This window comes from Ruegeria sp. L12 (assembly GCF_056531745.1).
Window position 1 is genome coordinate 378590 of the sequence record NZ_JBQFMH010000004.1, and the last position, 20424, is coordinate 399013.

Genomic DNA, 20424 nt, shown 5'->3' on the forward strand with positions numbered 1-20424 from the left:
AGCCATGACCGCCAACAGCGATTCCAACACCGCCTCTCAACCTACCGGCTATGCCTGTATCCAGCGCTATGTGAAAACGCTGGACAGTTCGCCCGGCGTGTATCGGATGCTGGATGCCGACAGCCGGGTTTTGTATGTGGGCAAGGCGCGGAACCTGAAGGCGCGGGTGTCGAATTATACACGGCCCGGACATTCCGGACGGATCGAGAAGATGATTGCCGCGACCGCCTCAATGATGTTTCTGACCACCCGGACCGAGACCGAGGCGCTGCTGCTTGAACAGAACCTGATCAAACAGCTCAAGCCGAAATACAACGTACTGCTGCGGGACGACAAAAGCTTTCCGAACATTCTGGTCGCCAAGGATCATGCCTTTCCGCAGATCAAGAAGCATCGCGGTGCAAAAAAGGAGAAGGGCGCTTACTTTGGTCCCTTCGCCAGCGCGGGCGCGGTGAACCGGACGCTGAACCAGCTGCAAAAGGCGTTTCTGCTGCGCAACTGCTCGGATTCGATGTTTGACAGCCGTACACGGCCTTGTCTGCTGTATCAGATCAAACGCTGCTCGGGACCGTGTGTGGACCTGATCTCCGAAGCCGACTACCGCGAAAGCGTTCGCGATGCGGAACGGTTCTTGTCAGGCCGGTCGACCAAGGTGCAAGAGGATCTGGCTGAACAGATGATGGCCGCATCCGAGGCGATGGAGTTCGAACGCGCCGCCGGTCTGCGCGACCGTATCCGGGCACTGACGCAGGTTCAGACCAGCCAGGGCATCAACCCGCGCGGCGTGGCCGAAGCGGATGTGATCGGCCTTTATATGGACAGCGGTCAGGCCTGTGTGCAGGTGTTTTTCATCCGCGCGAACCAGAACTGGGGCAACAAGGATTTCTATCCGCGTGTTGGCCTGGATGTATCGCCTGCCGAGGTGATGGAGGCCTTTTTGGGCCAGTTCTACGACAACAAGGAACCACCCCGGCAGTTGATCTTGTCCGACGCCATCGAAAACGCCGACCTGATGCAGGAGGCGCTGACCGAAAAGGCGGGCCGCAAGGTTGAAATCCTCGTGCCTCAGCGCGGTGAGAAACAGGAACTGGTGGCCGGAGCGCTGCGCAACGCCCGGGAATCGCTGGCGCGGCGCATGTCGGAAAGCGCAACGCAGGCCAAACTGCTGCGCGGCGTGGCCGAGGCGTTCGATCTGGATGCGCCTCCGGGCCGGATCGAGGTTTATGACAACTCTCACATTCAGGGCACAAATGCGGTTGGCGGCATGATCGTGGCTGGCCCCGAAGGGTTCATGAAAAACGCTTATCGCAAGTTCAATATCCGGGGCGACGACCTGACGCCTGGTGATGACTTTGGCATGATGAAAGAGGTCCTGACCCGCCGTTTCACCCGTCTGCAAAAGGAAGACCCGGATCGCGACAAGGGGCTATGGCCCGATCTGCTGCTGATCGACGGCGGCGCCGGGCAGGTGAGCGCCGTGCATGAGATCATGGTCGAACACGGGGTCGAGGACATCCCGATGGTCGGCGTCGCCAAAGGCGTCGACCGCGACCACGGCAAGGAAGAGTTTCACCGGACCGGCCAGCGCCCCTTTGCGCTGAAACGCAACGATCCGGTGTTGTATTTTATCCAGCGTCTCAGGGACGAGGCACACCGGTTCGCCATTGGAACTCACCGGGCCAAACGCGCCAAGGCCGTCGGGGCAACACCTCTGGATGAAATCCCCGGCGTGGGCGCGGCGCGCAAACGGGCCTTGCTGGCCCATTTCGGCAGCGCCAAGGCGGTGAGCCGCGCCAATCTGGCGGACCTGAAAGCGGTCGAGGGGATTTCGGCCGGACTGGCGCAGAAGGTCTATGACTTCTTCCACGACAAGGGTTAGGCGCGCCGACCTCGCCACAGAATGTACAGCCCCGAAGCCACGATCAGCGCGCTGCCGATCCACATGGTCTGGTCCAGACGCTCGCCAAACAGGATCACACCCAGGGCGACGCCAAACAGCAGGCGTGAATAACGAAACGGTGTGACGGCGGATACTTCGCCTGTGCGCATGGCCTTCATCAATGATGCATAGGCGGCGGTACCCATCAGGATCGCCCCACCCACATGCAGGCTGGTTTGCAGGTCCAAGGGTGCCATCGGTGTGCCTTCCCAGAACCGATAGGCCAATCCGGCCACGATGATGCAGACAAAGCCGTAGAAACCCAGCACTTCGGTTCCCAGCGTTGCGGGTGCGGCGCGGCTTGCCAGATCGCGCCCGGCAAAGCCCAGCATTCCCAGTACCGCAAGGATGGATAGGGCCGAAAAGCTGTCTCCGGTCGGTTGGATGATCACGAGCACGCCAATCAGCCCGATCAGAATGGCGCTCCACCGTCGCCAGCCGACCGTTTCGCCGAAGAACAGGGCGGCTCCGGCGACGACGACTAGGGGCGTTGCCTGCAGGATAACGGTCGCCGCAGACAGCGGTGTCAGCGTGATGGCCAGAACGTAGAACAGCCGCCCGAAGATTTCGAACAGCACCCGAACTTTCATGGGGCGCGAGAGCACGTCCGGTTGAAACAACCGCGTCCCGCGCGCATATGCCAAAGCCGAAAAAATCAATGCGCCGCCCGCGCCGAACAAAAGCAGGATCTGCCAGATCGGCAGGGAGGCCGAAGCGCCTTTTAGAAATGCGTCTTCCAGCGCGAAAAGCGCCATCGCCGAGATCATCCAGGCGCTGCCGATCAGGTTAGATCGGGGGTCGGTTTGAATATGGGCCGTCATTGCTTTGCTGCTTTGAAACCGGGTGCCGGACTGACTGCAAGGCAGCCGCCTACCCAGGGGGTATCTTGCCGCGCGCTCGGGCTTGCAACCCAAATGCAAACAGTGCCGCAACTACCCGTGATCCGGTCAGTTTTTCGCGGCGCCATCTTTTATGTCCTGAACCGGCGATGTAGAGTTCAACCATGAAATGGAACCTGCCCAATATCCTGACCGTGCTGCGCCTGTTGGCCGCACCCGGTCTGGCCGTGATGTTTCTGTATTTCACCCGACCCTATGCGGACTGGTTCGCGCTGATCCTGTTCCTGTCGGCTGCGATTACCGACTGGTTCGACGGCTATCTCGCCCGCGCGTGGAAGCAGGAAACCAAGATCGGCGCGATGCTGGACCCGATTGCCGACAAGGCGATGGTGGTGATCGCGCTGATGATCCTGGTTGGGTATTCGGCCGAGCATTGGACGCCGTGGCTGGTGCTGCCCGCAACCGTGATCCTGTTCCGCGAGGTGTTCGTTTCGGGGCTGCGTGAATATCTGGGCGATGTGGCCGGAACGTTGAAGGTGACAAAACTGGCCAAGTGGAAGACAACCGCGCAAATGGTGGCCATTGCCATCCTGTTCTCGCAGGGGATTTTCGAACACCACTTTGTGATGGCCACTTTCGGCATGGATACGACTACGATTGATCAGGTGCTTGCAGGGCAGGTCGAAGACCTGAACAATATCCGCTGGCATCTGGAAGGCATGTTCTGGTCTGGCCGCATCGGGCTGTGGCTGCTGTGGATTGCGGCGGCGCTGACGTTGATCACGGGCTTCGATTACCTACGTAAAGCCATGCCCCACCTGAAGGAGAGCTAAGCGATGGACGTGCTGTATTTCGCCTGGGTGCGTGAACGCATCGGCCTGCCGAAAGAAAAGGTCGAGACGCAGGCAGCGACGGTCAATGATCTGGTCGCCGAACTCAGCGCGCGCGAGGATCGCTATGCGGCTGCTTTCGCCGACCTGTCGGCCCTGCGCGTGGCGCTGGATCAGGAATTGTCGGACTTTGACGCGCCCCTGAGTGGCGTGCGTGAGGTCGCATTTTTCCCGCCGATGACAGGCGGCTGATATGCGGATCGTCGTGCAGGAGGCCCCGTTTGATCTGGGGGCCGAAGCCAATGCTTTCGCCGCCGGGAACGACGCCAATGGGGCGATTGTCACCTTTACCGGCGTGGTGCGCGATCTGGCCTCGGGCGATCTGGACGTGATGGAGATCGAGCATTATCCCGGCATGACCGAACGCGCCCTGACCAAAATCGCCGAAGAGGCGCTGCAGCGTTGGTCATTGGGCGATGTTCTGGTGATTCACCGCCATGGGCGTTTGGCACCGGGGGACCGGATCATGATGGTCGCCACCGCCGCCCGGCATCGCAAGGATGCGTTTGAGGCTGCGGAATATCTGATGGATTACCTCAAATCCCGCGCGCCGTTCTGGAAGAAGGAAATCACCAATTCCGGCGCCGAATGGGTGGCCGCCAAAGATGAGGATGAGGACGCGCTGACCCGCTGGTAAAGACAGCTCAGTCCGCGTTGTTGATGCGACCACGCAGTTCTTCGGCTTCTTGCCGCGCCGCACGCAGCCCATCCATGGCGGCGGCCAGTTCCGCTTCGGTCTGGGTCAGCTGGTTGGTCAGTTCCGCCTCGCGTTGCTGCAGATAGGTGATGGCCTGATCGCGGGTTTCCTCTGCCTCGTGCAGCTCCTGACTCATGCGGTCCAGATCGGCCACGTCGCTTTGGCGAACGCGGGACAGGCGATGGGCCAGCCAGTTGGCGAACCACCCCATGCAGAAGGCGGCGAACAGGATGATGGCGGTGGCGATGATGAATTCGGTTCTGTTCAACTTACTGGTCCTCTGCGCCTGCATCCGTTGCGTCGGTTTCTGGTGTCGCGGCTTCGGCTTCGATCGCCTCTAGCGCGGTTTCGGTATCGGCCACCGGTTCGGGGCGGATCAGGCGGAATTCGATGCGACGATTATCTTCGCGGCCTGCTTCAGTGTCATTGTCGGCGATGGGTTGTGTTTCGCCATATCCGACCGCCGAATAGCTTGAGGTCGGCACGCGCCGTCCGCGCAGCTCGTTCAGGATCGACTGCGCACGCGACTGGCTGAGCTGCTGGTTCATCTCTTCGCGGCCCTGACTGTCGGTATGGCCCTGAATCTCCAGCCGGATCGGACCGCATTCGCGCAGGATGTCCGCAATCTGGTTCAGTGCATCGCGCGAATCGGCGGCCACGGTCGCCGAGCCGGGCTCGAACGCGATCTTGCTGGCGGCTTGAACCTCGGCCAGTTGTTCTTCGCAGATCTCGGGGTCAGGCGGGGCGTCTGCGGGGGCCGGAGGTTCCTGATATGTGATCGACAGGGTGTATTCCTGCGCCTCGCCCAGCTTGTCAGACAGCATACCCGCGATCCGGGCCTTGGCATCGGGATCGTGGCTGAGCCCCGACAGCGCGACATTGTCCGGCGTCACAGTCAGTGCGCCATTGTGCAGTTGCGACAGAGCCTCCAACCCGGCCAGCACCCGCACGGGCCAGTCTGCAGGCAAGTCCGGCGCGATCCGGGTGGCAGTGTGTACCTGTAGTGAGCCGAAAGCGGCGCGCGCAAAGCTGTCGGTCATGTCGCGCAGTGTTTCGTCACCCACCCGGCCACGCAGTTGCACCAGCCCTTCGGGGCTGCGGGTTGCCACGAATTCGACCGGCCCCGTTGGGTCATCCGGTTCGGGTTCGGGCAGAACGGCATGCAGGACGAAAACCTCGGGCAGCGCATTTTCAAGTTCTCCGACGATGCGATCAAATTCCAGCGGGTTGGTATCCTGCGCGGCGACCAGAGTGATGTCGGCATCCGACAGGGTGACGGAACCATGGCCCAGCTCGGACAGGGCCCGGATGCTCAGCTGTGCCGCGTTGGCCCAGCGTGGTGATGGCACGCCCAGACCGATGGTGCAGGAATAGGGGCCGGTCAGCCCGGCCTCTTGCGCGGCCTCAACGATCAGGTTGCGCGCGTCTTCGTCCTGGGCCGAACAGGCATCGAATTGGCCACCTTCTTCGTTGATCAGATAGCGCAGCGTGAAGGGCGTGATCACCGGGCGCGGTGCCGATATCGCCAGACCGATCCGAAGGCCGGGAGGCGCGGCGCGGCTCAGGTCCTGTTCCAGCCGGTCTTTTTCCTGCTGGCTGTCGGCAATGGCGGTGATGCGTACCAGCCCGGGGCTGGCCGAGATTTTGGCGCGGGGCAGATCAGAAAGCGCCTGAATCGCGTAAGACAGGGCCTGATCCCAGCCCTTGGGTTCAGGGAAATCGGCGATCTCCATCAAGTCCGAGACCGTTGCATCCCGATCCAGCCGTTGCAGACGATCCATCAGATCGTCGCGATCTTCGCTGGCGGGGATCAGTCCAATGATCGAAATGCCGCTGTCATTGCGCAGAATCTCGGCTGAAAAGCGTGGCGGGGTCAGGTCGGCGGTGGGCGCAACCTGCATCTCATCTATGACACGAGAGGTTTCGACCTCGGTTCCCGCGGCAGTCAGGGCGTTGAACCGCGTCGCCTCGTCAGGAGCAGTGCCGGTCAGTACGACACGCAGACCATCGGATTCGACCTCGGCCCAGTCATGCCCCTGCAGGTTCAGCGCGCGGCGCACCGCCAGCTCGGACGCGTCTTCGATCTTGCTGACCGCGAATCCGGCGGCCACCAGCGACAACGCGGAGGACACGATAAAGATCAACGCGACGGCAAGGGCATAGGGCATGCGCATGGACGGGTTCGAGGCTCCTCGGGCGGTTGGTTCCGGACTCATACAGAGCCCGGTGCACAGGTGCAATCAGAGCAGAAGGGCGACGCACAGGAAGATCAGCGGAATCAAGCCGGTGTCGCGGTTGGCCCGGAAAAGTTGCAACAGCTTGGCGTTGTCCTCGGTGTCGAGGCCGCGCAATTGCCATGCCATATGCCATCCCATCATCCACGGCCCGCCAAGCGCGACGACAAGCGCCGGAAACGATGCACCGGGAAGCGCTGCATCGATAATCGCCAGCCCCATCAGGGCAACTGTTGCGACCAGAAAATACTTGAGCCACCGGGCGGTATCGGTTCCGAACAGGCGGGCGGTGGATTTGATGCCGATCAGTTCATCATCTTCTGCGTCCTGATGGGCATAGATCGTGTCATAGAACAGCGTCCAGGCGATGCCCGACAGATAGAGGATGATTGCAGGCGAACCGACCGTGCCGGTATGGGCCGCCCAGGCCAGAAGCGCGCCCCAGTTGAAGGCCAGCCCCAGAAAGACCTGCGGCCACCACGTAAAGCGTTTTGCGAACGGATAGATTGTCACCGGCAGCAGCGACAGCACACCCATCGCAATGGCTGCCCGATGGAAGGTCAGCAGAATCAGCAGGGCGAGCAGGCATTGCAGAACCATCCAGAACACCGCCTGACGCACGCTGACCTGACCCGAAGGGATCGGGCGCGAGCGGGTGCGCTCCACTTTCCCGTCGAACTCGCGGTCGGTGATATCGTTCCAGGTGCAGCCCGCGCCACGCATCAGGAAGGCGCCGATGGCACAGCCGATGGCGATCCACAGGTCCTCCCATCGTGGGCTGCCATCGCTCAGGATCGCAAGCGCCAGCCCCCACCAGCAGGGAATCAGCAAAAGCCAGGTGCCAATCGGGCGGTCCGCGCGGCTGAGCCGCAGATAGGGGCGGGCAAAAGCGGGGGCATGGGTGTCGACCCAGTTGCCGGTGACCGCATCTGCGACCTGACCGTCTGGTGTTGGGGCATTGCCTTGCATATGTAGGGTCTCATGACTGCGAAGATCAGACTGTATGTAGAGCACCCTCTGGGTCCGGGGCAATCGGTTCCTTTGACGCGCGAACAGGCACATTACCTGTTCGGGGTCATGCGCCTGTCTGTGGGCGGGCAGGTCGCCCTGTTCAACGGGCAGGATGGCGAATGGCTGGCCGAGGTTGCCGAAGCGGGCAAACGGGGTGGTGTTCTGGCCTGTGCCCGGCAGACAAAGCCATTGCAACTGCCGCCTGACCTGTGGCTGCTATTCGCGCCGATCAAAAAGGCGCGCACCGACTTCATCGTTGAAAAGGCTGCCGAAATGGGTGCGGCCCGCATCCTGCCCGTGCAGACCGAGTTCACCAATTCCGAGCGCATCCGGCAGGACCGCCTGCAGGCCCATGCCGTCGAGGCCGCCGAGCAATGCGGCGGCACCTATGTGCCCGAGGTTGCCGACCTTCAACGGCTCGACCGGGTACTGGACACATGGTCTGACGACCGTCAGCTGATGTTCTGTGATGAGGCCGAGGTCGGGTCGGCCCTGCGTTTGGCTGCGCAGGGGAAAGACCAGCCCTGGGCCATCCTGATCGGCCCCGAAGGCGGGTTCTCGGACCGCGAGCGCAAGCGGCTTTCCGGTTTGCCCTATGCGCATGTCGTCAGCCTCGGTCCCCGCATCCTGCGGGCGGATACCGCAGCGGTGGCGGCGATGACCATGTGGCAACAGGCGCTGGGGGATTGGACGTGACCTGGCGCGTTGCGCAGGACAGCGATGTACCTTTGATCGGCCAGTTCCTCTCGCAGTACATTCAGAGCTCGATGTTTCCACTCACCAACCTGCGCGACTTTGGTCTGAACGGCCTGCACCCCCGCTCGCTGAAAATTTGGCTGCTAGGCGAACCGATACGCGCAGTTTTTGCCATTACGAACGAAGGCATGATCCTGCCGCAATGCCCGGACTGCACAGACGCGGAACTGGCAGAGGTTATCCGCATGATCCGTGGTCATGTCCTGTTTGGCATAGCGGCCGAAGCCGGGCAGGCACGCCGGATCATTCAGCTTGGCGGGTGGGAAAACCGACCTGCTACGCTCAATAATGACGAGCCGGGGTTTTCGCTGAATCTTGAGCAGCTTCTTGTGCCGAATGCAACGGGCGCTGAACTTGTTCCGATGGATGCTTTTGACAAATCGATCACCGAAAACTGGCGGCGCGACTATCTGGTTGAGGCGATGGACTTTGATCCTGCACGGGCTGCAAGACAAGCCAGCGAAGATTTCGAGGCTTATACAAAGCGCGATTCCCACAGGGTCCTGCTGATCGACGCTCAGCCTGTCGCCATGACCGGATTCAATGCCCGACTGCCCGAGATTGTGCAGATCGGCGGTGTTTATACACCGCCCACGCTGCGCGGACGCGGCTATGCGCGCCTTGCTGTCGCCCTGCATCTGATTGAGGCACGTAACGCCGGTGTTTCCCACGCCGTTCTGTTTGCGGCTTCCGATTCCGCCGCGCGTGCCTATATGGCGATCGGGTTCCAACCGGCGGGCCAGTTCTCGCTGATCCTGTTCACCAACCCGGAGGACACCGCATGAGTTTCATCCGACCCGAAGCCAAACTCGCCCTGTGGCGCTGGCGCGAAGTGCTGGTTGGCGGGGCTGTCCTGGTGGTCGGCCTCAGCTGGATCAGCGGGCCCGGAGGTTTGCTGGGCTGGTTGGGTTGGGTACTGGTGGTGATCGCGCTGGCTCTGGCCGTGATCGGGGTGCAGCGTGCACGGTTCAGAACCGGTGCGGGCGGTCCCGGGTTGGTGACCGTAGACGAAGGCCAGATCACCTATCTCGGGCCGCTGGATGGCGGCATTGTCGCTACTCGCGAAATCGAAAGGCTGGCGCTCGACCCGACCTCTGATCCGGCGCATTGGGTGCTGGATCAACCGGGCCAGCCGACGCTTCACATTCCGGTGAACGCCGAAGGGGCCGAGGCGCTGTTTGACGTGTTCTCGAACCTGCCGGGGCTGAAAACCGAACAAATGCTGGCCGAACTCAACGGTGGATCGCCCCATCCGGTGGTGATCTGGGAACGCACGCCGTCGCGGCCGGCGCATCTGCGGCTGCATTGACACTGACGCGGTTTGCGCTCAGGACTGAGCCGAAGACAGACACATCAGGATCGGAGCACGGTTCATGTCCATCCCCCAGTCCGGCGGCGGGCCGATTGAACGCCATGAGCAACTGGCCGAATATCTGGAATCGGGCTGCAAGCCCAAGGCCGATTGGCGCATCGGCACCGAGCATGAGAAGTTCGGATATTGCAGGGATACCCTGAAACCGCTGCCGTTCGAAGGCACCCGGTCCATCGTTGCGGTGCTGGAAGGCCTGCGCGACCGCCACGGCTGGGGCGAAGTGCGTGAGGCCGGGCATCTGATCGGGCTTGAGAAAGACGGCGCCAATGTCAGTCTGGAACCGGGCGGCGCGTTGGAGCTGTCGGGCGCTCCGCTGGAGACGATCCACGAGACCTGTGATGAGGTGAACACCCACCTGCGCGAGGTGAAGGACATCGCCGATGAGATCGGCGTCGGCTTCATCGGTCTGGGCGCGGCCCCGATCTGGACCCACGAGGAAATGCCGCTGATGCCCAAGGGCCGCTATCGGCTGATGAACGATTACATGGAAGAGGTCGGCACCATGGGCCGCGCCATGATGCGGCGCACCTGTACCGTTCAGGTCAATATCGACTTCGGGTCCGAGGCCGACATGGTGCAGAAACTGCGCGTGGCACTGGCCTTGCAGCCGGTCGCGACGGCGCTGTTTGCCAACTCACCCTTCTTCGAAGGCAAGCCCAACGGCCAGAAAAGCTGGCGCAGCCATATCTGGCGGCATCTGGACGATGCGCGCACCGGCATGCTGCCCTTCGTGTTCGAGGAAGGCTTTGGGTTCGAGCGTTACGTGCAGTATGCGCTCGATGTGCCGATGTATTTCGTCTATCGCGACGGGCAATATATCAACGCGCTGGGCATGTCTTTCCGTGACTTCCTGCAGGGCAAACTGCCTGCGCTGCCGGGTGAAACGCCAACGCTGTCCGACTGGGCCGACCACCTGACCACCGCCTTCCCCGAAGCGCGGATCAAGAAATTCATGGAGATGCGCGGCGCCGATGGTGGCCCGTGGCGTCGTCTGTGCGCGCTGCCGGCCTTCTGGGTCGGCCTGACCTACGATCAGGGCGCGCTGGATGCGGCCTGGGATCTGGTCAAGGGCTGGGATGCGGAAACCCGCGAGGAGTTGCGTGTCCAAGCCGCCGTCAACGGCCTGCAGGCGCAGGTTGGCGACATCAACATGCACGATCTGGCGCGCGAAGTGGTCAACATCGCCGATGCCGGTCTGAAAGCCCGCGCCTATCCCGGTGCAGGCGGTCTGGTCCCGGATGAGACACATTTCCTCAACGCGTTGAAAGACAGTATCGACAGCGGCAAGGTGCCCGCAGATGAGCTGTTGGAGCATTATCACGGCGACTGGCAGGGCGATCTGACGCGGATTTACCCCGAATACAGCTATTGATCCGCACCCAGCCGCTTGCATTCACGCGGCTGGGCCGATAGCAGGTTCCGGACCAAATTCAGAGGGCGTCATGGACGATCTTAAGGCAAAATATCTGGGCCAAATCGCCGAGGCTGGCGACGAAAACGCGCTTGAGGCGATCCGCGTCGCCGCCGTGGGTAAAAAAGGCGAGGTCGCGTTGAAGATGCGCGAGCTGGGCAAAATGACCCCCGAAGAGCGTCAGGTCGCAGGCCCCGCGCTGAACGCCCTGAAGGATGAGATCAACTCGGCCCTGTCCGCCAAGAAATCCGCGCTGGCCGATGCCGCGCTGGATGAGCGTCTGCGCACCGAATGGCTGGACGTCACTCTGCCGACCCGCGCGCGTCGTCAGGGCTCGATCCATCCGGTCAGTCAGGCGACCGAGGAGCTGACCGCGATTTTTGCCGAACTGGGTTTCTCGGTGGCCGAAGGGCCGCGCATTGAGACCGACTGGCACAATTTCGACGCCCTGAACATTCCCGGCCACCACCCCGCGCGGGCCGAGATGGATACGTTCTACATGCACCGCGCCGGGGGCGACAACCGCCCGCCGCACGTGCTGCGCACGCATACCTCACCGGTCCAGATCCGCTCGATGGAGCTGCAGGGCGCACCGATCCGCGTGATCTGTCCGGGCGGCGTGTATCGCGCCGACTATGACCAGACCCACACGCCGATGTTCCATCAGGTCGAGGGGCTGGCCATCGACAAGGACATCTCGATGGCGAACCTGAAATGGGTTCTGGAAGAGTTCGTAAAAGCGTTTTTCGAGGTCGACGATGTCGAACTACGCTTCCGCGCCTCGCACTTCCCTTTCACCGAACCGTCGGCTGAGGTTGATATCCGCTGTTCCTGGGATAACGGTCAGCTAAAGATCGGCGAGGGCGACGACTGGATGGAGATTCTGGGCTCCGGCATGGTCCACCCCAAGGTGATCGCCGCCGGTGGGATTGATCCGGAGGTCTACCAAGGCTTTGCGTTCGGGATCGGCATCGACCGTCTGGCGATGCTGAAATACGGCATTCCCGATCTGCGGGCGTTCTTTGATAGCGACCTGCGCTGGCTGCGCCATTATGGGTTCGCGGCACTGGATATGCCGAACCTGCATGGTGGTTTGTCGCGTTGAATCAAAACTCGTTGAGGTATGCCGCTCAACTTGTTCTCGGGCTTGTTTTTGGCACAATCCCAAGCCTGTCCACAGCAGAGCAAGTCGAAAAAGACCGCCTATGTTTCGAGCTTTGGCAGGACAAGGTTGCGGAGATCCAAAGTGCGTTCCCTGACGGGTTTTCATCGAACCAGGTTGTCTATTTTACCGGGAGTGATGGCAGGACTTTTGACTGCCTAAATGTCAATGCTCCTTCTAGCGTTCTTGAAGAATCAGAGTTTTGGTCGCAGCAAATCACACCGCACGCCGATGAAATGGCGCGAGAGTCAGGTGAGATCTCTGTCAACTTCTGTAACCTAAGTCGCCAAAAAATAGGTGGGTTTCAAGTCGTTGCAGTACACTTGCCTTATGAAGCAGGGGAACTGACTTCTTCAACATGCGAGAAGAGGCTCCGTGACCTCCCGGACCGAATTAAAGACAGCTTCAAGTAAGTAATATGTGGTGCCCGTCGAAGCTTATGGATTCATAGTTTGTAGCGCGGAGCAAAGGCCGATAGGCCGCCGCGCCATCGCCAGACCGCCCGCACGGGCTGGCGATTTGTCTCCGCCAGCGCTCCGTTTGAACGTTACACGGGTTTGGCTGGCATAAATTGGCCACCACTACTAGAGGATCGCCATCCCGCGGTCTGGCGATAGTGCGGCTCAGGGCTTTGTGCGGATGTAGGGTGGGGTTTCACCCCACCATAGGCGGATGGTGGGGTGAAACCCCACCCTACACCAATAAGTTACGTGACAGTATCGGAGACGTCGCTAGGCTCCGACGCATGATTTACCGACTGCTCTGCCTCTTCCTGCTGACCGCCACCCAAGCCGCCGCTGTGGATACCTGCCACGGCGATACCGCCTGCGAGGTCGGCGACCGTTCATATCATGTGCTGGAACCGGACGGGTGGGACGGGGTAACGCCGCTGCCGGTGCTGTTGCATTTCCATGGATGGGCGCGGCAGGGGACTGTGGTTGTCGATCATGAACGCATCGCAGGTGCCACGAAGCTGCGCGGCGTGTTGCTGGTGGCCCCCAACGGGCTGGGCAAAAGCTGGGATTTCTGGACTTCGGACACCGGGGATGTGCCTTTTGCAGACCGGGTATTGGAGGACGTCGCCAGGCGCTATCCGATTGATCCGGAGCGCATCTATGTCTCGGGCTATTCCTTCGGCGGCGCGATGGCGTGGCGCTATGCCTGCCAGTCGGGCAATGATATCGCCGCCTTGCTGGGTGTGGCCGGGACCATCCGCCAGACCGAGGATTGCCCGCAGGCCCCGCGCGAGGTGCGCCATGTGCATGGCCTGAGTGATACGGTGATGGATTTCCCTTATGGCGCGAATGGCGATACCACTTATCCGGTGGCTCTGTGGCGGCAGAAATACGGCTGCGAAACCGCCACCCCGCGCGGTGACTGGAGCGTTGTGCCGATCCTGACGCTCAGCCGTGTGGAATGGACCGATTGTGCGCGCGGGCGGGTCACGCTGGACACGCATCCCGGTGGCCATTTCATCCCCCATGGCTGGATCGGACGGCAGTTGGACGAGCTTTTGGGCCGCACCCCGACCTATCCATGACGCGCAGCGCTTGCACCCCGGCGCATTCTTTGCCATTGCCTGTGCCGACTGGATGTTTGCCAAAAAAGGCCCCGAGCAATGAAATTCACTCTGTCCTGGCTGAAAGACCACCTCGACACCGACGCTTCGGTTGATGAGATCGCCGAAGCGCTGACCGATCTTGGCCTAGAGGTTGAAGAGATCGTCAACCCGGCGGACCGGCTGGCGGGCTTTACGCTGGGCCATGTGAAACATGCCGAAAAGCACCCCGACGCCGACAAGCTGCGCGTCTGCACGGTTGAGACGGACGAGGGCGATCTGCAGATCATCTGCGGCGCGCCCAATGCGCGCGAAGGCATCACCGTCGTGGTCTGCAAACCGGGCATGTATATCCCCGGTCTGGATATCACCATCAGCGTCGGCAAGATCCGTGGCGTCGAGAGCTTTGGCATGATGGCCTCGGAACGCGAGCTGGAGCTGTCGGACGAGCATGACGGCATCATCGAGCTGCCCTCGGGCGCGGTCGGTGACAGGTTCGTGGACTGGCTGGCCGAGAACGACCCGTCCAAGGTTGACCCGATGATCGAGATCGCGATCACGCCTAACCGCCCGGATGCGCTGGGCGTTGAAGGGATCGCGCGTGATCTGGCGGCGCGTGGCATCGGTACGCTGAAACAGCGCGATTATGTGCCGGTGCCGGGTGATTTCGAGTGCCCGATCAAGGTGAGCATTGACGAGGACACGCTGGACGGAGCGCCGCATTTCACCGGACGTCTGATCCGGGGCGTGAAGAACGGCCCCAGCCCGCAATGGCTGCAGGATCAGTTGAAGGCAATCGGGCTGCGGCCCATTTCGGCGCTGGTGGATATCACCAACTACATGACCTTCGACCACAACCGCCCGCTGCACGTGTTCGATGCGGACAAGGTGCAGGGCAACCTGCGGGTGCACCGCGCCAAGGGTGGTGAGACGCTGGTGGCGCTGGACGAAAAGGAATACACCCTGCAGCCCGGTATGATGGTGATTTCGGACGACAAGGGGCCAGAATCCATCGCAGGCGTCATGGGCGGCGAGGAAACCGGTTGTACCGAGGACACGGTGAATGTGTTCCTCGAAAGCGCGTTTTGGGATCACGTGCAGATCGCTTTGACCGGGCGTGCGCTGAAGATCAACTCGGACGCGCGTTATCGGTTCGAGCGCGGGGTTGACCCGGAATACACCCGCGAGGGGCTGGAACACGCGACACAGATGGTTCTGGATATCTGCGGCGGAGAGGCGTCGAACGTGGTTGAGGCGGGCAAGGCACCAAACCATGCACGGGCCTACAGACTGGATGCGGAACGTGTGAAGTCTCTGGTCGGGATGGACATTCCCGAAAGCGATCAGCGTCAGACCCTGACCCGTCTGGGCTTCCGTCTCGAAGGTGAAATGGCCCATGTCCCGAGCTGGCGCCCGGATGTCATGGGCGAGGCCGATCTGGTGGAAGAGGTGGCGCGGATTGCCTCGCTGACCAAGCTGCAGGGCAAACCTCTGCCGCGTGTCACCGATGGTATCCCCAAGCCGGTGATGACTCCGACACAGCGCCGCCAGTCGATGGCGCGCCGGACCTGTGCGGCGCTCGGGTATAATGAGTGCGTGTCGTATACCTTCATCGATCAGGCCTCGGCGGCGTTGTTCGGCGGTGGCGAAGAAGCGACCCAGCTGGAAAACCCGATCTCGTCCGAGATGAGCCATATGCGCCCCGATCTGCTGCCCGGCCTGTTGCAGGCGGCAGCGCGCAATCAGGCGCGGGGTTATGCGGATGTGGCGCTGTTCGAGGTCGGCCCCGTTTTCCATGACGGCGAACCCGGCGATCAGAAAACCCAGATTACCGGCCTGCTGGTCGGTCGCAATGGTCCCAAAGACGTGCATGGCGCGTCGCGGCCGGTGGATGTGTATGACGCCAAGGCAGATGTCGAGGCGGTTCTGGCCGCGATTGGCGCGCCTGCGAAGGTGCAGATCCTGCGAGACGGGGATGTCTGGTGGCATCCGGGTCGTCACGGCAAGATCTGTCTGGGCCCGAAAAAGGTGCTGGGTGTGTTCGGTGAACTGCACCCGCGTATCCTGCAGGCGATGGACATCAAAGGTCCGGCAATGGCGTTCACCATATGGCCGGACGAGGTACCTCTGCCCCGTAAATCCGGCGCCACCCGCGCCGCTTTGGAACTGCGTGATCTGCAAGCGGTCGAGCGTGATTTTGCCTTTGTCGTCGATGCGGATGTCGAGGCGCTGACTTTGGTCAATGCCGCGGCCGGTGCCGACAAGGCGCTGATCGAAGACGTGCGTGTCTTTGACGAATTCATCGGTGGCAGTCTGGGCGAGGGCAAAAAATCGTTGGCCATCACCGTGCGCTTGCAGCCGACGGATGCGACGCTGAAGGAACAAGACATCGAAGCGGTGTCCGAGAAGATCATTGCCAAAGTGAAGAAGGCCACGGGCGGAACGCTCAGGGGGTAGCCCTGAGCCGCCCGTTGCGGAAAAGCTCTGCAAACGCCCGCTTTGCGGATCACGTCTTCTTGATGCTTAAGCGCTAAGCCTTTGGTTCCGTTGTTGTTATACCGGCCTCTGGCTTTTGTTGCCCGAGGATTCCATGGTTGCCACGACATTTACTGTTTACCGCGTTGGCGAAGACCTGTCCGGACCGATCGCGACCGGCAAAACCTTTGAATATATTAAGGGCAACGGCATCGATAACATCACCGTCACTGACGATGATGATTTCATCAACGACGTCGCCCCGAATACCGAGATTGGCGATCTGGTCAGCCTTGACTCGGCAGATACCGACCTGGGCATCACACGCGATTTTGTAGGGGTGAACCATTATTTCGAGGTGACCGGCAGCGACGGCAGCTCGTTTCGCCTGTATGCCGCTCATGCTTTCGACACGGCGTTCGAAGGCAGCACCGGCATCAACCGTGATGATATCGGATTTTTCTCGGACGGTCAGTTGACCCCCGGCGTGACCTATACGGTTGGCCCATTGGTCCGCACTTCGACCGATGGTACGCAGGAACATGTGGATCTGGTCATTCAGCTGTGCTTTGCCAAAGGCACCCGGATTGCTCTGCCGGACCGATCGACGCGACCGGTCGAAGAGCTGACACCCGGTGATCTTTTGCAGACCCGGGATAAGGGGCCGCAGAAACTCGTCTGGATCGGTCGTGACACGCGGTCGAAGGCGGATTTTGGGCGGCAACCAAATCTGCGCCCGGTACGGATCAGCGCGGGCGCGCTTGGCGATGGGCTGCCGCACCGCGATCTGGTGGTGTCGCGGCAACACCGCATTCTGGTTTCATCCGATGTGGCGGAACAGATGTTCGGTGCCCGTGATGTACTGATTGCAGCCAAGGATCTGCTGGAAGTGCCGGGTGTCTTTCTGGATGAAACGATCGAGGGAATCGAATACTTTCACTTGCTGATGGAACACCATGAGGTGCTATGTGCCGAAGGTTGCCCCTCTGAAAGCTTCTATCCCGGCCCCGTAGCGGTTCGGGCGCTGTCGGGTGTGCAGATACGCGAAATCCGGCAGGCGCTGCCCGTGATCCTGCGCGAAGATCATGTCCCCGCCGCCGCCGCGCTGATCCCCGCAAAAGGGTCCGAGCGGCGCAAGCTGGTTCGCAGGATGCTGAAACAGGGATTGACGCTGGTGTCGCAGGAAGCACAATGCGCCCAACGGGCCTGAGGCCTTAAGTCTGAACAAATGTGAGAACCATGCTGAACGTATACCTTTCCGGAGAAATCCACACGGACTGGCGTGAACAGATCATCGATGGTGCGCAGGGTCTGGATATCCGGTTCAACAGCCCGGTCACTGATCATGGTGCCAGCGACGATTGCGGAGTTGCCATCCTGGGAAGCGAGCCGAACAAGTACTGGCATGACCACAAGGGCGCGATGGTCAATGCCATCCGCACGCGCAAAGGCATTGCCGACGCGGACGTGGTCGTCGTTCGGTTCGGTGACAAGTACAAACAGTGGAACGCAGCCTTTGATGCGGGTTATGCGGCGGCGCTGGGCAAGTCGATCATCGTGCTTCATGGCCCCGACCATCAGCACGCGCTGAAAGAGGTCGATGCCGCTGCGCTGGCCGTCGCGGAAGAGCCGCGTCAGGTGGTTGAAATCTTGCGCTATGTGCTGACAGGTAATTTGCCGGGATAAATCAGAAAACGGGCTTGCGGTCCTGAGTGACCGCAAGCCCTGTTTCGATGGCCGCGCAATCAGTCCCGTGGCGGACTTACCAGCCCTTTCTGCACCGCAGGCCGGTCCAGGAACCGGTCGAGGTAAGCCGCCACGTTGGCGTGATCGCCCCAGCCGACAATCTCTTTGGCTTCGTAGAATTCCAGCCCGCGCAGCCAGGGTGCGATGGCCATGTCGGCGATCGAATAGTCTCCGGCGATCCAGTCCTGCCCATCCAGTTGCGTGTTCAGGACGTTCAGCAAGCGCTTGGCCTCGTTGATGTAACGCTCGCGCGGGCGGGGGTCTTCGATCTCGCTGCCAGCGAATTTGTGGAAAAATCCCAATTGGCCGAACATCGGGCCGATCCCGCCCATCTGGAACATCAGCCATTGGGTGATGCGGTGCTTGTCGGCGGCAGACTGACCGATAAACATCCCGGTCTTCTCAGCCAGATACAGAAGGATCGCGCCGCTTTCGAACAGGCCGATGGGCTCTCCATCCGGGCCGTTGGGATCGATGATCGCCGGGATTTTGTTGTTGGGATTCAGGGACAGGAATTCGGAGCTTTTGACATCCGCGTCCGCCAGCGTGACCAGATGCGCCTCGTAGGGCAGGCCGGTTTCTTCCAGCATGATCGAGGCTTTCACGCCGTTTGGTGTGGGAAAGGAATACAGCTGAATGACCGTCGGGTCCTGTGGGGGCCATCTGTCTGTAATGGAATAAGATGCGAAGATGGGCATGAAACCTCCTGAAAACTGCTGTCTGGGGAAAAATAGGTGCTGTTTCCCATAAAAACATACATTTATTAGTGCAATGAGCGCACAATTACCCTGCGCCTGCGCGCGAACACAATACGCAAGCGCCTGAACAAAAAACCGGAAAGAGGGAAGCATGATTCAGGAATTCAAGACCTTCATTGCCAAAGGCAATGTCATGGATATGGCTGTCGGCATCATCATCGGCGCGGCGTTTACCGCAATTGTCACGTCTCTGGTGGGCGATCTGATCAACCCGCTCATCGGTCTGTTTACGGGCGGTATCGACTTTACCAACAATTATGCCGTTTTGGCAGGGGACGTGGCCGAGGGTGCAAGCCTTGAAGCTGCACGCGAAACCGGCGCGTCGGTCTTTGCTTATGGGGCGTTCATCATGGCGATCATCAACTTCCTGATCATCGCGTGGGTCGTGTTCCTGCTGGTAAGAATGGTCAACCGGGTCAAGGACGCAGCAGAAACCGAGGAAGAGGCAGCGGAAGAGGCGCCTGCCGGTCCCAGCGAGCTGGACATCCTGATGGAAATCCGCGACGCGCTGAAGAAGTAATCACTGCGATGAACGCAGAACTGGCCTCGCCAGACTGGCGGGGTCAAATTTTCTGAAATGACTGAGAGAAGGAAAGGCCAGGATGGATCAGACGATCGAAATGGCGAACCAGGCCATGGATATGGCAAATGGCTATATGCCGGTATTGTTGAACGCGGGCAAGGCGCTGATCGTTCTGATTCTGGGCTGGATTCTGGCCGGAATGATCTCGGGTGTTGTGCGCCGCCGCATCAACAAGACGCCGCAGATTGACCCGACGCTGGGCAACTTTGCCGCCAGCATGATCAAATGGGCCATTCTGGCCATGGTCCTGGTCGCCGTGCTGGGTATCTTCGGGATCGAGGCCACCAGTATCGTCGCCATTCTGGGTGCCGCCTCGCTGGCCATCGGTCTGGCGCTGCAGGGCACGCTGAGCGATCTGGCGGCTGGCGTGATGCTGGTCGTGTTCAGGCCCTACAAACTGGGCCAGTATGTGGATATCGGCGGTACAGCAGGTACCGTCAGGGATCTGAACCTGTTCACCACCGAACTGGTGACGCCGGACAACGTGCAGATCATCGTGCCAAATGGTCAGGCCTGGGGATCGATCATCACCAATTTTTCGGCCCATGACACCCGGCGCGTCGATCTGGTATTCGGCATCGACTATGGCGACAGCGCGGATGAGGCGATGCAGATCATTCTGGATGTGGCCAAGGCGGATGACCGGATCATGAGTGACCCGGAACCCTGGGTGCGCGTGACCAATCTGGGCGACAGCTCGGTCGATTTGACGGCGCGTCTTTGGTGCGCGGCTGCGGATTACTGGGATGTGAAGTTCGAGCTGACCAAAACGGTGAAAGAAGCGTTCGATGCCAAGGGCGTGTCGATCCCCTATCCCCATTCGGTCGAGATCCAGAAACAGGGCTGAGCGCTCCCGCCCGTCATACGGGCATTGGAAATGCCCTTTTCCGGTTGGGCCCGGCGCAGCCGCGTTCCGCCCGCGGCTTTTTTTTTTTTTTTCAGGTGCCGATGGAGCAAACCCGGCCCGCGCCCGCCCGGCGGCCCCGCCCCCCC

The 20424-nt window shown here is 60.9% G+C and carries 20 protein-coding genes; 15 read left to right on the forward strand and 5 right to left on the reverse strand.

Translation table 11 applies throughout. The features are described from left to right. Positions 1-4: 4 nt before the first annotated feature. Entirely contained in the window at positions 5-1879 is a 1875-nt protein-coding gene (uvrC, locus tag ACR0K9_RS09610) for an excinuclease ABC subunit UvrC (protein WP_480822675.1), read from the forward strand. Here the strand turns inward: uvrC and ACR0K9_RS09615 are convergent. Beyond that, complete coding sequence (locus ACR0K9_RS09615) at positions 1876-2760, reverse strand: DMT family transporter (RefSeq protein ID WP_480533446.1); 885 nt, start codon at positions 2758-2760, stop codon at positions 1876-1878. The two genes, uvrC and ACR0K9_RS09615, sit on opposite strands and share 4 nt — an antisense overlap. 182 nt (positions 2761-2942) lie before the next feature. Here ACR0K9_RS09615 and pgsA point away from each other — a divergent pair, with 182 nt between their 5' ends. From pgsA to ACR0K9_RS09630, 3 genes are read left to right on the forward strand one after another with little or no spacing between them, the layout of a single operon-like run. Then, entirely contained in the window at positions 2943-3611 is a 669-nt protein-coding gene (gene pgsA, locus ACR0K9_RS09620) for a CDP-diacylglycerol--glycerol-3-phosphate 3-phosphatidyltransferase (RefSeq protein ID WP_480533444.1), read from the forward strand. A gap of 3 nt (positions 3612-3614) precedes the next feature. After that, positions 3615-3860: a molybdopterin converting factor subunit 1 gene (gene moaD / locus ACR0K9_RS09625; protein ID WP_480533442.1), complete on the forward strand. Its 246-nt coding sequence runs from the start codon at positions 3615-3617 to the stop codon at positions 3858-3860. 1 nt (position 3861) lies between these two features. After that, positions 3862-4305 (forward strand): molybdenum cofactor biosynthesis protein MoaE, encoded by a 444-nt coding sequence (locus ACR0K9_RS09630; RefSeq protein ID WP_480533440.1) that lies wholly within the window; start codon positions 3862-3864, stop codon positions 4303-4305. Positions 4306-4312: 7 nt separating this feature from the next. On the opposite strand, the gene ACR0K9_RS09635 is transcribed toward ACR0K9_RS09630, so the two are convergent. The 3 genes from ACR0K9_RS09635 to ubiA form a co-directional block, all read right to left on the reverse strand. Next, a complete protein-coding gene (locus tag ACR0K9_RS09635; RefSeq protein ID WP_050603973.1) occupies positions 4313-4633 on the reverse strand; it encodes a hypothetical protein in 321 nt (106 codons plus the stop codon). Position 4634: 1 nt separating this feature from the next. Beyond that, positions 4635-6539, reverse strand: coding sequence for an OmpA family protein (locus tag ACR0K9_RS09640; protein WP_480822677.1), 1905 nt, complete (start codon positions 6537-6539; stop codon positions 4635-4637). A gap of 66 nt (positions 6540-6605) precedes the next feature. Beyond that, complete coding sequence (gene ubiA, locus ACR0K9_RS09645) at positions 6606-7568, reverse strand: 4-hydroxybenzoate octaprenyltransferase (protein ID WP_480822633.1); 963 nt, start codon at positions 7566-7568, stop codon at positions 6606-6608. A gap of 12 nt (positions 7569-7580) precedes the next feature. On the opposite strand from ubiA, the gene ACR0K9_RS09650 reads away from it, so the two are divergent. The 9 genes from ACR0K9_RS09650 to ACR0K9_RS09690 all read left to right on the forward strand — a co-directional run bounded on the left by ACR0K9_RS09650 (position 7581) and on the right by ACR0K9_RS09690 (position 18030). Beyond that, on the forward strand, positions 7581-8306 hold the full coding sequence (locus tag ACR0K9_RS09650; protein WP_480822635.1) for a 16S rRNA (uracil(1498)-N(3))-methyltransferase: 726 nt from the start codon (positions 7581-7583) through the stop codon (positions 8304-8306). Beyond that, on the forward strand, positions 8303-9151 hold the full coding sequence (locus ACR0K9_RS09655; RefSeq protein ID WP_480822637.1) for a GNAT family N-acetyltransferase: 849 nt from the start codon (positions 8303-8305) through the stop codon (positions 9149-9151). Before ACR0K9_RS09650 ends, ACR0K9_RS09655 begins: the two co-directional genes overlap by 4 nt. Continuing rightward, complete coding sequence (locus ACR0K9_RS09660) at positions 9148-9675, forward strand: hypothetical protein (RefSeq protein ID WP_480822639.1); 528 nt, start codon at positions 9148-9150, stop codon at positions 9673-9675. Before ACR0K9_RS09655 ends, ACR0K9_RS09660 begins: the two co-directional genes overlap by 4 nt. Before the next feature lie 64 nt (positions 9676-9739). Further along, a complete protein-coding gene (locus ACR0K9_RS09665) occupies positions 9740-11110 on the forward strand; it encodes a glutamate--cysteine ligase (protein ID WP_480822641.1) in 1371 nt (456 codons plus the stop codon). A gap of 70 nt (positions 11111-11180) precedes the next feature. After that, the gene (gene pheS, locus ACR0K9_RS09670; RefSeq protein WP_480822643.1) at positions 11181-12254 is read left to right on the forward strand and encodes a phenylalanine--tRNA ligase subunit alpha; all 1074 of its coding nucleotides are present in this window, start codon (positions 11181-11183) and stop codon (positions 12252-12254) included. An 802-nt stretch (positions 12255-13056) separates the two neighbouring features. Next, positions 13057-13851, forward strand: a complete 795-nt coding sequence (locus tag ACR0K9_RS09675; protein ID WP_480822645.1) for a CE1 family esterase — start codon at positions 13057-13059, stop codon at positions 13849-13851. Between the two features lie 78 nt (positions 13852-13929). Continuing rightward, positions 13930-16326 carry a phenylalanine--tRNA ligase subunit beta gene (gene pheT / locus ACR0K9_RS09680; RefSeq protein ID WP_480822647.1) on the forward strand — a complete coding sequence of 799 codons (2397 nt, stop codon included), beginning with the start codon at positions 13930-13932 and terminating at the stop codon, positions 16324-16326. A 133-nt stretch (positions 16327-16459) separates the two neighbouring features. Further along, the gene (locus ACR0K9_RS09685) at positions 16460-17554 is read left to right on the forward strand and encodes a Hint domain-containing protein (RefSeq protein WP_480822649.1); all 1095 of its coding nucleotides are present in this window, start codon (positions 16460-16462) and stop codon (positions 17552-17554) included. 29 nt (positions 17555-17583) lie between these two features. Then, on the forward strand, positions 17584-18030 hold the full coding sequence (locus tag ACR0K9_RS09690; RefSeq protein WP_480822651.1) for a YtoQ family protein: 447 nt from the start codon (positions 17584-17586) through the stop codon (positions 18028-18030). A 59-nt stretch (positions 18031-18089) separates the two neighbouring features. Here the strand turns inward: ACR0K9_RS09690 and ACR0K9_RS09695 are convergent, their stop codons facing one another. Then, positions 18090-18788: a glutathione S-transferase N-terminal domain-containing protein gene (locus tag ACR0K9_RS09695; RefSeq protein WP_480822653.1), complete on the reverse strand. Its 699-nt coding sequence runs from the start codon at positions 18786-18788 to the stop codon at positions 18090-18092. Positions 18789-18939: 151 nt separating this feature from the next. Here ACR0K9_RS09695 and mscL point away from each other — a divergent pair, with 151 nt between their 5' ends. Beyond that, positions 18940-19368: a large conductance mechanosensitive channel protein MscL gene (gene mscL / locus ACR0K9_RS09700; RefSeq protein ID WP_480822655.1), complete on the forward strand. Its 429-nt coding sequence runs from the start codon at positions 18940-18942 to the stop codon at positions 19366-19368. Positions 19369-19483: 115 nt separating this feature from the next. Continuing rightward, positions 19484-20278 carry a mechanosensitive ion channel family protein gene (locus ACR0K9_RS09705; RefSeq protein ID WP_480822679.1) on the forward strand — a complete coding sequence of 265 codons (795 nt, stop codon included), beginning with the start codon at positions 19484-19486 and terminating at the stop codon, positions 20276-20278. The last annotated feature ends 146 nt before the right edge of the window (positions 20279-20424 follow it).